Source organism: Metabacillus sp. FJAT-52054, assembly GCF_037201815.1.
GTDB classification, from domain to species: Bacteria; Bacillota; Bacilli; order Bacillales; family Bacillaceae; genus Metabacillus_B; species Metabacillus_B sediminis.
Map to the genome: position 1 here is coordinate 1,447,417 of NZ_CP147407.1, position 13,684 is coordinate 1,461,100.

Annotated in this window: 15 protein-coding genes and 1 riboswitch; of the genes, 12 read left to right on the top strand and 3 right to left on the bottom strand. The window is 42.8% G+C overall.

Going from position 1 to position 13,684, the window contains the following annotated elements:
- The first annotated feature begins 48 nt into the window (after nucleotides 1–48).
- The 8 genes from WCV65_RS07660 to WCV65_RS07695 all read left to right on the top strand — a co-directional run bounded on the left by WCV65_RS07660 (nucleotide 49) and on the right by WCV65_RS07695 (nucleotide 6,623).
- Nucleotides 49–1,233: a pyridoxal phosphate-dependent aminotransferase gene (locus WCV65_RS07660; RefSeq protein WP_338781330.1), complete on the top strand. Its 1,185-nt coding sequence runs from the start codon at nucleotides 49–51 to the stop codon at nucleotides 1,231–1,233.
- Between the two features lie 96 nt (nucleotides 1,234–1,329).
- Nucleotides 1,330–1,443: riboswitch (SAM riboswitch) on the top strand.
- 82 nt (nucleotides 1,444–1,525) lie between these two features.
- The gene (locus tag WCV65_RS07665) at nucleotides 1,526–2,755 is read left to right on the top strand and encodes a 2,3-diketo-5-methylthiopentyl-1-phosphate enolase (RefSeq protein WP_338781332.1); all 1,230 of its coding nucleotides are present in this window, start codon (nucleotides 1,526–1,528) and stop codon (nucleotides 2,753–2,755) included.
- Nucleotides 2,752–3,414 (top strand): 2-hydroxy-3-keto-5-methylthiopentenyl-1-phosphate phosphatase, encoded by a 663-nt coding sequence (locus tag WCV65_RS07670; RefSeq protein WP_338781334.1) that lies wholly within the window; start codon nucleotides 2,752–2,754, stop codon nucleotides 3,412–3,414. The genes WCV65_RS07665 and WCV65_RS07670 overlap by 4 nt, the downstream gene beginning before the upstream one ends.
- 8 nt (nucleotides 3,415–3,422) lie before the next feature.
- The gene (locus WCV65_RS07675) at nucleotides 3,423–4,040 is read left to right on the top strand and encodes a methylthioribulose 1-phosphate dehydratase (protein ID WP_338782207.1); all 618 of its coding nucleotides are present in this window, start codon (nucleotides 3,423–3,425) and stop codon (nucleotides 4,038–4,040) included.
- Nucleotides 4,041–4,054: 14 nt separating this feature from the next.
- Nucleotides 4,055–4,591 (top strand): cupin domain-containing protein, encoded by a 537-nt coding sequence (locus WCV65_RS07680; RefSeq protein WP_338781336.1) that lies wholly within the window; start codon nucleotides 4,055–4,057, stop codon nucleotides 4,589–4,591.
- 155 nt (nucleotides 4,592–4,746) lie between these two features.
- The gene (locus tag WCV65_RS07685) at nucleotides 4,747–5,079 is read left to right on the top strand and encodes a hypothetical protein (protein ID WP_338781338.1); all 333 of its coding nucleotides are present in this window, start codon (nucleotides 4,747–4,749) and stop codon (nucleotides 5,077–5,079) included.
- Nucleotides 5,080–5,306: 227 nt separating this feature from the next.
- Entirely contained in the window at nucleotides 5,307–5,963 is a 657-nt protein-coding gene (gene cbpA, locus WCV65_RS07690; RefSeq protein ID WP_035408966.1) for a cyclic di-AMP binding protein CbpA, read from the top strand.
- Between the two features lie 399 nt (nucleotides 5,964–6,362).
- Nucleotides 6,363–6,623, top strand: coding sequence for an aspartyl-phosphate phosphatase Spo0E family protein (locus WCV65_RS07695; protein ID WP_035408963.1), 261 nt, complete (start codon nucleotides 6,363–6,365; stop codon nucleotides 6,621–6,623).
- Between the two features lie 43 nt (nucleotides 6,624–6,666).
- On the opposite strand, the gene WCV65_RS07700 is transcribed toward WCV65_RS07695, so the two are convergent.
- Entirely contained in the window at nucleotides 6,667–7,398 is a 732-nt protein-coding gene (locus WCV65_RS07700; RefSeq protein ID WP_338781344.1) for a ZIP family metal transporter, read from the bottom strand.
- Nucleotides 7,399–7,649: 251 nt separating this feature from the next.
- On the opposite strand from WCV65_RS07700, the gene WCV65_RS07705 reads away from it, so the two are divergent.
- From WCV65_RS07705 to WCV65_RS07715, 3 genes are all read left to right on the top strand, one after another.
- Complete coding sequence (locus WCV65_RS07705; RefSeq protein WP_035408953.1) at nucleotides 7,650–8,597, top strand: aldo/keto reductase family protein; 948 nt, start codon at nucleotides 7,650–7,652, stop codon at nucleotides 8,595–8,597.
- A gap of 13 nt (nucleotides 8,598–8,610) precedes the next feature.
- Nucleotides 8,611–9,615 (top strand): phosphotransferase, encoded by a 1,005-nt coding sequence (locus tag WCV65_RS07710; RefSeq protein ID WP_338781348.1) that lies wholly within the window; start codon nucleotides 8,611–8,613, stop codon nucleotides 9,613–9,615.
- A gap of 70 nt (nucleotides 9,616–9,685) precedes the next feature.
- The gene (locus WCV65_RS07715; RefSeq protein ID WP_338781350.1) at nucleotides 9,686–10,123 is read left to right on the top strand and encodes a MarR family transcriptional regulator; all 438 of its coding nucleotides are present in this window, start codon (nucleotides 9,686–9,688) and stop codon (nucleotides 10,121–10,123) included.
- Between the two features lie 38 nt (nucleotides 10,124–10,161).
- Here WCV65_RS07715 and motB read toward each other — a convergent pair whose 3' ends face one another.
- Together motB and motA are read right to left on the bottom strand one after the other, a co-directional pair.
- Entirely contained in the window at nucleotides 10,162–10,923 is a 762-nt protein-coding gene (gene motB, locus WCV65_RS07720; protein WP_035408944.1) for a flagellar motor protein MotB, read from the bottom strand.
- On the bottom strand, nucleotides 10,916–11,707 hold the full coding sequence (gene motA, locus WCV65_RS07725; protein WP_035408941.1) for a flagellar motor stator protein MotA: 792 nt from the start codon (nucleotides 11,705–11,707) through the stop codon (nucleotides 10,916–10,918). Before motA ends, motB begins: the two co-directional genes overlap by 8 nt.
- 198 nt (nucleotides 11,708–11,905) lie before the next feature.
- On the opposite strand from motA, the gene WCV65_RS07730 reads away from it, so the two are divergent.
- Nucleotides 11,906–13,600, top strand: a complete 1,695-nt coding sequence (locus WCV65_RS07730) for a M3 family oligoendopeptidase (RefSeq protein WP_338781353.1) — start codon at nucleotides 11,906–11,908, stop codon at nucleotides 13,598–13,600.
- Nucleotides 13,601–13,684: the final 84 nt, after the last annotated feature.

Here is a 13,684-nt window from a genome sequence, read left to right on the forward strand (position 1 = left end):
TATGATTTTGGACTAGAATTTCAAGAATTTTTTGAGAAGGTGAAAAAAATGAAGTTTTTTGAACCATCGCGCTTGCTTAATCGCTTGCCTGAGCAATTTTTTGCCTCGTTAGCACAGAAGGCGGCTGCCAAAGTGAAAGCCGGGCATGACATAATCAACCTCGGCCAGGGGAATCCTGATCAGCCCACCCCTGAGCATATTGTACAAGCACTACAAAAGGCTTCGGGTGATCCGGCCAATCATAAGTACTCTCCATTCAGAGGAAAACAATCACTAAAGGAAGCAGCCGCAGGATTTTACGAAAGAGAATACGGGGTTACATTGGATCCAGAAACGGAAATTGCGGTCCTTTTTGGAGGGAAAGCAGGTCTTGTGGAGCTTCCTCAATGTCTGATGAATCCAGGGGAGATTGCTCTCATACCGGATCCAGGGTATCCGGATTACTGGTCTGGAGTCGAAATGGCAGAAGCGAAGATGCACACGATGCCATTGCTTGAGAAAAATCAGTTTTTGCCGGACTATACGGAAATTCCGTCTGCCATTTTGGACTCTGCGAAGCTTATGTTCCTGAACTATCCAAACAACCCAACAGGAGCTGCCGCGAATAAAGCGTTTTTTGAAAAGACGGTTGACCTGGCCAATAAGCATCATATTTGCACCGTGCATGACTTCGCATACGGAGCCATTGGTTTTGATGGAGAAAAACCCGTCAGTTTCCTCCAGACACCTGGCGCAAAGGAAGTCGGAATTGAAATTTATACGCTTTCCAAGACATTCAATATGGCAGGATGGAGGGTGGCCTTTGCGGCAGGTAATCCATCCGTCATAAATGCAATCAATTTATATCAAGACCATATGTATGTTAGTGTGTTTGGTGCGGTTCAGGATGCAGCTGAGGCAGCGCTGCTCGATGAGAGAGGCAGCACACAAAAACTTGTCCAAATGTATGAGAAACGAAGAAATACACTGGTAAACGCTTTTCGCGGCATTGGCTGGGATATTCAGGCGCCGAAGGGAAGTTTTTTCGCCTGGCTTAAGGTGCCGGATGGATACACATCACAGGAGTTTTCCGATATTCTTTTAGAGAAAGCGCATGTAGTCACCGCACCGGGCAATGGCTTTGGGCAATATGGAGAAGGATATCTCCGAGTTGGTTTGCTGACAGATGAATTACGGATTGAGGAAGCAGCTGCCCGCATTTCAAAGCTTGGGATATTTGTGACGGCCGATTAAGCAAAGTAAAAAATAGGTTGACAGAGCACTCAATTCCTGTAATAATCCAAATTAATTGAAAATTTAAACCTGCAGATGCCATGCAGGTCTATATTGTACTTATCAAGAGCAGGTGGAGGGACTAGCCCAATGAAGCCCGGCAACCGACCCGAACGAATCATGTTCAGGCACGGTGCTAATTCTTGCAGCAGACATGCTGAGGGATAAGGTACTGCAGAATGAATGATGCAAAGCCTCTTCTCTTGTGATGAAGGGGCTTTTTATTTTTTCACCAAAAGCGAGGGACAAAAAAATGAGTGAAATTATCGCAACCTATCTTGTTCATGACCGGAAGGGAAATTTAGAAAAAAAAGCAGAAGGAATTGCTCTTGGACTGACAATCGGTTCCTGGACTGATTTGCCCGAGCTTGAAAAAGAGCAGCTGAAAAAGCATAAGGGAACCGTCATTTCAGCGGAAGAACTGGAGAAAGACACAGATCTTGAAGGAAAGTATACAAAGGGTCTTATTAAAATTGCTTATCCTTCAGTCAATTTCAGTTCCGACCTGCCGGCCATATTAACCACGGTTTTCGGGAAACTTTCATTGGACGGTGAAGTGAAGCTATTAGACTTAGACTTTTCTGATTCATTGGCAAAGCATTTTCCAGGGCCTAAATTTGGCATTGAAGGAATTAGAGAGAGGATTAACGTATATAACCGGCCGCTCCTAATGAGCATTTTTAAAGGGGTGATTGGCAAGGATTTACATTATTTAGAGGAGCAGCTGTTTGATCAGCTTGCCGGCGGGATGGATTTAGTAAAGGATGATGAAATTCTCTTTGAAAATCCGCTGACTCCATTTTTTGAAAGAGTGAAGCGAGGCGGCCAAATCATAAAGCAGCTGAAGGAAGAGACAGGAAAGAATGCTCTATATGCTGTCAATCTTACAGGAAGAACGTCTGAAATCCGCGACAAAGCGAGATTCGCTGCAGAGGCTGGAGCCACTGCTTTACTATTCAATGTTCATGCTTACGGGCTCGATGTCTTGCAATCACTGGCAGAGGATGATGAAGTACCGGTTCCTATCATGGCTCATCCTGCTGTGAGCGGGGCGTTCGCAGCATCAGACCGATATGGGTTCTCGTATTCTCTAATTCTGGGAAAGCTAATCCGCGCGGCTGGAGCAGATTTTTCTTTATTTCCGTCTCCATACGGCAGTGTGGCACTGAAGAGAAAAGAGGCCCTCGGAATAGCTGAGGAATGTACAGTCTCCTCTCCATTTAAAAAAGTATTTCCAGTACCTTCAGCTGGAATACATCCTGGACTGGTGCCGGTTATCATGAAGGATTTTGGAAATGACAGCATCATCAATGCGGGGGGCGGGATTCATGGCCATCCGAACGGGGCTAAAGGAGGAGCAGCAGCATTTCGTTCAGCCGTTGATGCGGTTCTTGAAGGCATAACACTTGAAGAAAAAGCAAGGACGAATGAGCACCTGGAAAAGGCCCTAAAGCTCTGGGGCCAGTACGAGGCGGCAAAATGAAGCCAGTCATATTTTGCGACTTCGATGGAACCATCACAAAAAATGACAACATTATCGAAATCATGAAGCAGTTTGCCCCTCCTGAATGGGAGGAGCTAAAGAATCAGGTCCTTAATCGAACCATTTCAGTTAAAGAAGGGGTCGGCAAAATGTTTTCCCTGCTGCCTTCTTCTAAACGAGAAGAAATCACCGCTTATGTTTTAAATCAAGCCGAAATTCGGGAAGGATTTATTGAATTTGCAGCCTATGCAAAAGAGCAGAGGATCGAATTGTACATTGTAAGCGGAGGAATTGATTTTTTTGTTCATCCTCTTCTTACTAGTCAAATTGAGCAGCAAAAAATCTATTGCAATGAGGCGGACTTTCATGGGGAACAAATCCTTATTCAATGGCCGCATCCATGTGATGCAGACAGCGGGTGTGAAATGGAGTGCGGCTGCTGCAAACCCTCCATCATTCGAGGTATTGCCAGCGCTGATCAGGAAATTATTGTAATCGGAGATTCTGTTACCGACCTGGAAGCAGCAAAAATGGCTGACTTTGTCATTGCAAGGGACTATTTGCTGGATAAGGTGAAAGAACAGTATTTATCATTCGAACCGTTTGAAACATTCCATGATGTTGTGAGCATTTTAGAGAAGAGGAGGGTGAGTGTGTGAGAACGATTATGGAACAGCGCTGGCGTGAGCTGGCTGAAGTGAAACGGGAGCTTGCAGAAAGAGACTGGTTTCCTGCTACAAGCGGCAATCTTGCAATCAAAACGGCCAGTGAGCCATTAACCTTTTATGTGACGGCGAGCGGCAAAGATAAGAGGAAGGAAAGTTCGGAGGATTTTTTGCTTGTTGACGGCAGCGGGCAGCCGGCGGAAGAAACAGCATTGAAGCCATCTGCTGAAACTCAGCTTCATATCGAGGTCTATACAAGAACGAACGCTGGATGCAGTTTGCACGTTCATACGGTGGACAACAATGTGATTTCTGAGCTATATGCTCACGAAGGGCAGATAACCTTCACGGGACAGGAAATTATTAAAGCTTTTGGCCTTTGGGACGAAGATGCCTCCTTCACCATTCCCATCATTCCGAATCATGCCGACATTCCCGAGCTCGCCAGCGTATTTGGCCAGCATGTCCATGGAGATGCCGGTGCCGTTCTGATCAGGAATCATGGAATAACTGTATGGGGAAGAAACGCCTTTGAAGCAAAAAAATATTTAGAAGCTTGCGAATTTCTATTCTCGTATCATCTGAAACTCAAGCAATTCAGCGCTTTATCAATTAACTAATAGGGGGAAGAACAATGGCAACGATTTATTTTCAAAATACAGGTGAAAGACTCAGCGATCAGGATCAAGTCGCAGCTTTTTTAGAAAAGCAGGAAGTCATTTATGAAAGCTGGGATATTCAAAAGCTTCCAGAACATTTAGAGGAAAAGTATGATTTGTCTGATGAAGAAAAAGAAGAGATCCTGCAAGTTTTCAAAACAGAAATAGAGGATATCTCCAAAAGACGCGGCTATCAGGCGCAGGATATCATTTCACTTTCTGACAAAACTCCTAATCTTGAAGAACTGCTGAAAAATTTCCAACAGGAACACCACCATACAGATGATGAAGTAAGATTCATTGTCAGCGGGCATGGAGTTTTCATTATCCAAGCAAAGGACGGTTCTTTCTTCAATGTTGAGCTCGTACCAGGCGATTTAATTTCCGTTCCTGAAAACATCCGCCACTATTTTACACTTCAGGAAGACCGCAAAGTCGTAGCCGTAAGAATTTTCGTTACAAAAGAGGGCTGGGTGCCGATTTACGATAAAGAAGAATTAGAAGCAAAATAAGAAAGAGACGGGGAATATACTTCTCCGTTTCTTTTTTTTTGTTAGCGTTGTGCTGATTTTTGCAGAGGGCTAGGCGGCGGGTGGTTCACTTTAAATATTATATGAAACCTGTATAGCAGGATCTGTCCCTAGCTAATTTCCTGTCCGATGAGGGAGTGAATTTAGCCGGCTTGTTAGCCATTCCGGCTGGAAAATTGAGAGAAACGGCTGGAAAAATAAGTTTGGCTGGAATGAGGCGCGGAACGGCCGAAATAGAAAAGGAGTCGGCTGGAATCAAGGCAAAACCGGCTGGAAAACAAAGGGGATCGGCTGGAAAAATAAGTTTGGCTGGAAAGAGGCGCGGAACGGCCGGAAAAGAAAAGGAGTCGGCTGGAATCAAGGCAGAACCCGCTGGGAAACAAAGGGGATCGGCTGGAAAAATAAGTTTAGCTGGAAAGAGGGGCGGAACGGCCGAAAGCAGCTCGGAATTGGACAGTAGCTCGCGGTAACTGTCCGGTGTTTTTAGTATGTTCTCCAATTCATCTCTTCAGCAGCTCAATCATACGGTCATTCAAAACTATAATTTACATAACAGCTTTTTATGGGATTAGAATCATAGACTAAAAGGTATAAGACTACTAACTAACTGAAAAATCATAATTTTCTTTACTTATACTCACCTTAAGTGTAAAATTCTCTAAAATCCTTATCAGTCTACTTTACTAGGAGGGCTATGATGAAAATCCGTTATAACTATGTGAAAAAAGAAGAGGTAAAGTACTGTGATGCTTCAAGTACTGTAAAGGAAGCATATGATCAATTGAAGGAAACCGGATACAGGAGCATTCCGGTTCTTGGTGACGGCGGAAAAAAATTTGCCGGTTTAATTTATAAAGTAACCCTCCTTGAGTATTATCATGAGATGGATGGAAAAGATGAAGATTCAATTGCGTCGCTTATAAAAGATGAGGATGCATTTATTTTAGAGGAAGAATCCTTTATTAAAGCATTTTTAACGATTAAAAGATTGCCATTTCTAGCTGTCATCAATGAAGATCAGGAGTTCGCTGGAATCATGACGCATACAAATATTATGGAAGTACTGGAGGATTCCTTCGGTATGAAGACAGGCGGATATTTAATGACTGTCGCAACAAAGGAGCATAAGGGAGCGATCAAGGAACTGGTAAGTACCGTAAAGGATGTTAACATAGAGGGAATGCTGACCTTGGATAATGGGGATTATTTGCGGAGAATTGTTGTAAATCTATCGCATGAATTAACGGAAAAGAAGCTGAATAAGATTATCAGCAAGCTGGAAGAAAAGGATTTCCGCGTCACCTCAATTGATGATGTTCATAAGGAAAAGGCTGTCGCATTAAAAGGGAATTAAGTTCAGATTAGAAAACAAATGGGCTTGGGGATGTCTTCCTCAGGCTTTTTGTTTTGGCTTTTATCGTTAAAAACGTAAGCGATGGCTCCAGATTGTGCGCCGATTGAATTATTCTCCATGCCGCGCTGCTCACGTCTGATCAGGCTCTATGGGTATTCCATAAAGTTTGGACAGCATTAGAAAAATATACTTTTTTATATTTTATTGAATTTTAATTATACATTTTTATATAAAAAAGAGGTTTACTTGCTTCGCAAAATGGGAACAAAGTAATAAAATCTAAATATTAACAATTATGTAACATATTTATATATGATTCGGCAAATTTTTCTCTAGGAATTTACAAAATTAGGTTTTTGAAAATACCCGGCTTTATAAATCCTATGAGGAGGAGAAAATGTGATTGTACATGAACAAAAAGAAGAATTGATCACTAAAATTAATGCGAAAAGAGAGGAAATGATTTCAGCTGCCACATCTAAAAGCTTTACGAGCAGCGAAGTCGTTAAGTACAGCCAGGAATTGGACGAGCTGTTGAATCAATTTCAGATGCTTGAATGGGGGGAGGACCGGACGTCCACACCCTTTTCAAAACTGGTCACCCGAGTGGCCAAATGGGGATTTGCATCAGAGTCGCAGCAGGCTGCTGCAGAGCATTAAAATACAAGACTGGGAGAAATAAGCTTCCAGTCCTGTTTACGTATTAGAAGGCCTCAATAAGCATTAGCATAATCACTATCCCTGTAATAAAGGCATAGGTTGCTGTGCGTTCATTTCCGTCGCCGTGACTTTCAGGAATAAGCTCTTTATAAATAATGAACAGCATAGCTCCAGCCGCAAAAGAAAGTCCGTATGGGACGAGCGTATTTACATAAGCAGTCAAATAATACCCTAGCAGTGATGTTACAATTTCAACGGCTCCGGTAGCAGTTGCAATTAAGAATGCTTTCATTCTTCCGATATTTTGGCTGATTAAAAATAAGGCGACTAAAAATCCTTCCGGGGCGTTTTGAAAGCCTATTGCGAAAGCAATCAAATTCCCCGTTTCGCTTGCATCAGCCGCATAGCTTACACCTACGGATAATCCTTCAGGAAGATTGTGAAGAGTAATAGCTGCAATGATCAGCATTGCTTTCTCATCAAATTGTATTCCGCTTCTCGAATGCTCAAGATCAATATGGGGAATCTGTTTCTCCAATATGGTAAGAACCATTACTCCTAAAAATAATCCCGCCACGACTTGAAGCATTCCTCCAATTTTTAATGCTTCAGGAATGAGGCTGAACATGGAGGCGGTCATCATGATGCCAGCTGAGAAAGCCAGCAGGATATCGCGCCATTTATGAGTGAGTGTATTTTTTAAAAATAAGATAGGTACAGCGCCCAATCCAGTTGATAGGGCGGATAGAATACTTCCGGTAAAAACGTCGTCCATGTGTCACCTCAACATTCCATTTCTTATTCTCCCAGCTCATTCAAATGTACCACAAACTGCCTGTAAATTAAAAAGCCTGCGTTTCATTTCGACAATTCTCTGTCAACGGGCCGATTATGTCGTCTTTCGTAGAATGGTTTCACTCCAAATTCCCTTTACGATGTTGGAAATTTCTGATAAGTTTAGAGTGATTTTAAGGAATTCTGTCAAACACTCTACAAGCGTAGACGATTACACACGGGGGGATTGGGATGAATTATAGAAGGTTAGGGAGATCAGGATTGAAGGTGTCGGAAATCAGTCTTGGGAGCTGGCTTACATTCGGGCAGACGATCGACGAAAAGTCGGCGGAATTGATTATACATAGTGCATATGAAGCGGGCATTAACTTTTTTGATTGTGCTAATGTATACGCAAAAGGAATGGCTGAACAGGTTATGGGGAAGGCACTGAAATCGTTTGAAAGAGAATCCTATGTTGTAACTACAAAGGCATTTTGGCCGGTAGGGGATGGTCCGAATGACAGAGGTCTATCCAGAAAGCATATTATGGAGCAAGTCCATTCTTCCTTGAAAAGAATGAACTTGGATTATATAGATATCTTTTATTGCCATCGGTATGATACGGAAACTCCCCTCGAAGAAACACTTAGAGCCATTGATGATTTAATCAGACAGGGGAAAATCCTTTATGCAGGAGTAAGTGAATGGTCAGCTGCACAGCTTCAGGAAGCGGTTCATGTAGCAGACCGTTATCTGCTCGAGAGAATCGTTGTTAACCAGCCGCAATACAATATGTTTCACCGTGATATAGAAGAAGAAATTATGCCAATCAGCGAAAAAAATGGAATTTCCCAAGTTGTTTGGTCGCCTCTTGCTCAAGGGGTACTGACAGGGAAGTACATGGAAGGCAAAATTCCTAAGGGAAGCCGTGCATCCAACGAAGAGGTTAACACGTGGGTTAAGGAAATTTTAAATGATATTATGAATCGGAAGGTGTCTATGCTTTCTGAGCTGGCTTCCAGTCTAGATATTAGTCTGGCACAGCTGGCACTTGCCTGGACCTTAAGAAACCCCAATGTTGCAAGTACGCTTGTCGGAGCTTCTACTCCAGAGCAAATTGAAGAGAATGCAAAAGCTTCTGAGGTCATTCTCACTTATGAAGTCCTAAATGAAATTGAAAGCATTCTTGCTATATAAAAGGAGAAGAAAGATGGAACCGTCTGTTCGGAAGCAATTTAATGAAGAAATCATTAAGGAGGCTGCTCATTTTTTTGGTGCGGATGCTCAAATTGCTAAAAAACTCGGCGAAGCGGAAAATTATGTGTACGAAGTTAAGCTTGATGGAGCTCCTGCCATTTTAAGAATTACCCATTCCAGCCACAGGAGCTTAGATCAGCTTCTGGCTGAACTGGAATGGATTGAGTTTTTACACAGGAAAGGCATTCGTGTTAGCCGGCCATTTAACTCAAATGGAGCCAATGTCCATGTGATTCCTTTAGAAACAGGAACCGAATTTTACTGCTGTTTATTTGAAAAAGCGATGGGCGATCGAATTACCGCAGATGGGCCCCAATGGATTGAACCGCTGTTTATTGAATGGGGCAGAACGATAGGGAAAATGCATAACGCCTCTATTGAATATGAGCCCGCTCTAGGCAAACCCCGCAGACCGCATTGGAACGAAGAAGAACTGCTTGATATAGAGCGGTATAAACCGGACGTTTCGGATGAAATTCTTCAGCATAAGAATGTACTGCTTCGCAAGCTTAATGGACTTACAAAAAACAATTTCGGCCTTATCCATTCTGACCTGCATACAGGGAACTTTCATTACCACCGGGAGGAGCTTTATTTGTTCGACTTTGATGACAGCTCCTATCACTGGTTTGCAAGTGACGTAGCCATTCCCCTCTATTACTATGCCTGGACTCTTGAAAAGAATGGAGAGCCGAATCCTGTGGAAAAATGCACACTCTTTTTCAGTGGATTTTTAAAGGGATATGAACAGGAAAGAAGTTTTACTGAGGAAATGGCAAATAGCATTTCTATTTTCCTTAAGCTGAGGGACTTTGTCCTTTACACATTTTTATTAAAAAAATTTGGAGCGGAAGAAATCGAGGAGACTTATCGAAATTTGATGTCCGCTATTAAACAAAGGATAGAAGAGGATCGCGAAATCATTTCAATGGAACGTTTATTGAAACCGTTCTATTGACTTCGCATGGATATTTTACTATGATTTAGTTGGAATTCAAGATTTTCTAAATTTGAAGGATTGATATAAAATGAATGAATCAGAACAATCACTAAAGCTATTTGTTGTTTTGTCCCGGGCTTACCGCGCGATTAACGACAGAATGAACAAGCATATTACTTCTTTTGGGCTTAACCCAACCGAATTTGGTGTATTGGAGCTGCTTTACCATAAAGGCGATCAGCCCCTTCAGCAAATCGGAGGAAAGATTTTATTGGCCAGCGGAAGCATTACCTATGTAGTGGACAAGCTTGAGCAGAAAGGCTTTCTTGCCCGCAAAGCATGTGATAAAGATCGCAGGGTTACTTACGCCCACATAACCGATGAGGGAAAAGCTCTCATCGAAGACATATTTCCATCTCATCAGCAGAAGATCGATGACATTATCGGTATTCTCTCAGAAGAAGAAAAAGCACAGGCTATTGAAATGATGAAACGCATTGGTTTTCATGCAAAGGATCAAAAATAAGACCCTCCATTTACGGAAGGTCTTTTTTTTATCTTGTTTTATTCGGCCGCGTTTTTTGAGGCCAAAGGGAGGATGAGGATTTCAACACGGCGGTTTTTTTGTCTTCCTTCAGCGGTCTTATTGTTAGAGATTGGTTTGAATTCTCCATATCCTTTTGCACTGAACAATTCCGGAGACAGCTTAGGATTTGTAAGCAGCAGCTTCATAAACTCGACAGCTCTCATTACACTAAGTTCCCAGTTGGAATCAAATACCCCGTTATTAATGGGAATATTATCGGTATGACCGCTGACAATAATACTTCTCGGGGGCTCCATGACAAGGAGCTGGGAGATTTCTTTTGCCAGATCCTCATCCCGTTTCCGCACATAAATGCTCCCTGATTCGAAAAGAATATCATTGTTGATGGTGATCAGAAGACCTTCATCAGTAAGGGAGGTCTTCAGTTTAGCATTGAGGCCTTTATTAGTGATATATTCATTTATTTTCTTCTCCGCTTCCTTCAGCCTCTCAAGCTCTTGCTTCTGTTCCTGCTGTTCTTTGGGCTCGATCTTGGTCACATCCAGCTGCTCCATTTCTCCATCCGGTAATGGGCTTGGATACTCCATTATTCCAGTACCGCCTTCAAAGGTGCTGTTGAAAGCCCTTGCCATCATTTGAAATTTATTCGCATCAATGGAACTCATGGCAAAAAGGACAATGAAAAGGGCGAGAAGAAGAGTTAAAAGATCGGCATAAGGAATGAGCCATGACTCGTCCATATGCTCATCATGCTTTTCTTTTCTCTTCCGTTTAGCCATTTGAATTCTCACCCTCCATCTTTAGTTTTGCTCTTTCACCGGCAGGGAGATACGTTGCCAGCTTCTGTTCAATTGCTTTTGGTGCCTGTCCTTCTAATACAGAGAGGACGCCTTCGATCATGACTTCTCTGATTTTAACCTCCTGGCGGGATTTGCGTTTTAATTTGTTTGCAAAAGGGTGCCAGAGGACATATCCTGTATAAATTCCAAGAAGGGTCGCAATGAAAGCTCCTCCAATTGCGTGTCCAAGTTCATCTGTTTTGTCCATATGGGAGAGAGCGGCAATCAGTCCGACTACAGCTCCAAGAACTCCTAGTGTTGGAGCGTATGTGCCTGCTTGAGTGAAAATAGCTGCTCCTGATGCATGGCGGTCTTCCATCGCTTCTATTTCCTCACTCATCACATCTCGGATAAAATCCGCATTCTGTCCGTCAACAGCCATGCTCAATCCATTTTTCAGGAACACATCATCCACATCTGAAAGCTTTGCTTCAAGTGCGAGGAGACCTTCCTTCCGGGCGACTTGTGCCCATTCAGAAAACATGGGGATCAACTCTTGAATGGACGGTATTTTTCTTTCTTTAAATAAGACCCCGAATAGCTTTGGGACTCTTTTTACTTCGTCTGCCGGAAAAGCTGTAACAACAGCGGCTGCAGTTCCGACGATGATGATTAGAATCGCAGCAGGGTTGATCAGTACAGAGAGGTTAACCCCTTTAAGGACCATCCCTACACCAACTCCTACGATTCCTAAAATGAGACCTATGAGTGTTGTTTTATCCATGTCTTCACCAAACCTTTGTACATCTGTATTCCGGTTTTCTTAATGCACCGGTGCGGGTATGAGCCCTTTGTCTACTACCTATATCGGATAAATCGTGCCAATCTTAATAGGAAAAAGGAAATCATCCTGAGAAGGGATTTTAAGACTGGATGAAGAATTACTAAAGGAAGGTTATTTCATAGGAAAGGCAGTGTTACCATGCGTTTTGAACAATACATATACAAAAGACCAGATCTTAATCAAATACAGACAGAATTTAAGGAAGCCCTCCAGTTATTTAAAGAAGCTGATAGTTTTGAAGATCAGGATCAGGCGATGAAAAAAATTTATAAAATCCGGAATGCAGCGGATACGATGTCAAACATTTGCTATATCCGACATTCAATTGATACGAATGATGACTTTTACAAAGAAGAGCAGGATTTCATGGACGATCTTCAGCCGCATATCCAGGCGCTTGTAACGGAGTTTTACGAGGCGCTTGTCCGCTCGAAATACCGTGAAAAATTAGAATCGAAATGGGGGCAGCAGCTTTTTGATCTTGCTGAAACCCAGCTGAAGACCTTTAAGGAAGAGGTTCTTGAAGATCTGCAGGAGGAAAACAAGCTGTCCAGTGAATATACGAAGCTTGTAGCCTCAGCGAAAATTGAATTTGACGGGAAAGAATACACCCTCGTGCAGCTTCAGCCCCTTGCAGAGTCTACAGACCGGAATTTGCGCAAACGGGCAAGCGAAGCAAAATTTGCATTTTTTTCGAGACAATCGGAAAAGTTCGACGAAATTTATGACAAGCTTGTGAAAATCCGCACCAGAATTGCGAAGAAGCTTGGCTTCCGTACATTTACGGAACTGGGATATGCAAGGATGAACCGGATTGATTATACCTCTGAGATGGTGAGCAAATTTCGCAAACAGGTAGTGGAGCATATCGTTCCAATCGCGACAAGCTTATATGAGCGGCAAAAAGACCGCCTTGGCATGGATGAGATGGTCTATTATGATGAGGCAGTTGAATATACATCAGGAAATGCAGTCCCAAAAGGAGATCCTGATTGGATTGTGAATAACGGCAAACAAATGTACAAGGAGCTTTCAGCTGAAACAGATGAATTCTTCCAATTCATGGCGAATAAAAATCTTCTTGATTTGCTTGCTAAAAAAGGCAAAGCAGGCGGGGGCTACTGTACGTATATTGCGGACTATGAGTCACCATATATTTTCGCTAATTTTAACGGTACTTCAGGGGATATTGATGTGCTGACACATGAAGCCGGGCACGCATTCCAGGTTTACATGAGCCGCGGATTTGATGTTGCGGAGTATCAGTGGCCGACACATGAAGCCTGTGAAATCCATTCTATGAGCATGGAGTTTTTTACATGGCCCTGGATGGAGCTCTTCTTTAAAGAGGATACGGAAAAGTATAAATTTTCACATTTAAGCGGAGCCCTTAAGTTCATCCCTTATGGAGTTGCAGTTGATGAATTTCAGCATTTCATCTATGAAAATCCAGATGCTTCACCAGTGGAGAGAAACCTTGCGTGGAGAGAGCTGGAAAAGAGATATCTTCCACACCGTGAATACGAAGACAGCCATTATCTCGAGCAGGGGGGCTTTTGGCAAAAGCAAAGTCATATCTATAATTCGCCCTTCTATTATATTGATTACACCCTGGCCCAAATTTGTGCGCTTCAGTATTGGAAACAGCTTCATGAAGACAGAGAGGCGGCTTGGAGCAGCTATTTGAACCTGTGCAAGGAGGGAGGAAGCAAAGCATTCCTTGGACTGGTAGAAGCAGCTGGCCTGAAATCACCGTTTGATGAAGGCACCGTAGAATCCGTAGTTGGTGAAATTACCGAGTGGCTGCATCAAGTGGATGACAAATCATTATAATAAAGGAAAAAGAACAGCCCTCTAAACCGGAGGGCTGTTTGTTTTGGCCATTTTATTTGGGATAGGCGGGGATTTGACAAAATG

Bases quoted from the DNA above. Each gene is read 5' to 3' on its own strand.
- WCV65_RS07680 (WP_338781336.1), top strand. From the start codon at position 4,055: ATGGCAACGATTTATTTTCAAAATACAGGTGAAAGACTCAGCGATCAG.
- motA (WP_035408941.1), bottom strand. From the start codon at position 11,707: ATGGATAAAACAACACTCATAGGTCTCATTTTAGGAATCGTAGGAGTT.
- WCV65_RS07670 (WP_338781334.1), top strand. From the start codon at position 2,752: ATGAAGCCAGTCATATTTTGCGACTTCGATGGAACCATCACAAAAAAT.
- WCV65_RS07730 (WP_338781353.1), top strand. From the start codon at position 11,906: ATGCGTTTTGAACAATACATATACAAAAGACCAGATCTTAATCAAATA.
- cbpA (WP_035408966.1), top strand. From the start codon at position 5,307: ATGAAAATCCGTTATAACTATGTGAAAAAAGAAGAGGTAAAGTACTGT.
- WCV65_RS07705 (WP_035408953.1), top strand. From the start codon at position 7,650: ATGAATTATAGAAGGTTAGGGAGATCAGGATTGAAGGTGTCGGAAATC.
- motB (WP_035408944.1), bottom strand. From the start codon at position 10,923: ATGGCTAAACGGAAGAGAAAAGAAAAGCATGATGAGCATATGGACGAG.
- WCV65_RS07665 (WP_338781332.1), top strand. From the start codon at position 1,526: ATGAGTGAAATTATCGCAACCTATCTTGTTCATGACCGGAAGGGAAAT.
- WCV65_RS07675 (WP_338782207.1), top strand. From the start codon at position 3,423: ATGGAACAGCGCTGGCGTGAGCTGGCTGAAGTGAAACGGGAGCTTGCA.
- WCV65_RS07660 (WP_338781330.1), top strand. From the start codon at position 49: ATGAAGTTTTTTGAACCATCGCGCTTGCTTAATCGCTTGCCTGAGCAA.
- WCV65_RS07715 (WP_338781350.1), top strand. From the start codon at position 9,686: ATGAATGAATCAGAACAATCACTAAAGCTATTTGTTGTTTTGTCCCGG.
- WCV65_RS07700 (WP_338781344.1), bottom strand. From the start codon at position 7,398: ATGGACGACGTTTTTACCGGAAGTATTCTATCCGCCCTATCAACTGGA.
- WCV65_RS07710 (WP_338781348.1), top strand. From the start codon at position 8,611: ATGGAACCGTCTGTTCGGAAGCAATTTAATGAAGAAATCATTAAGGAG.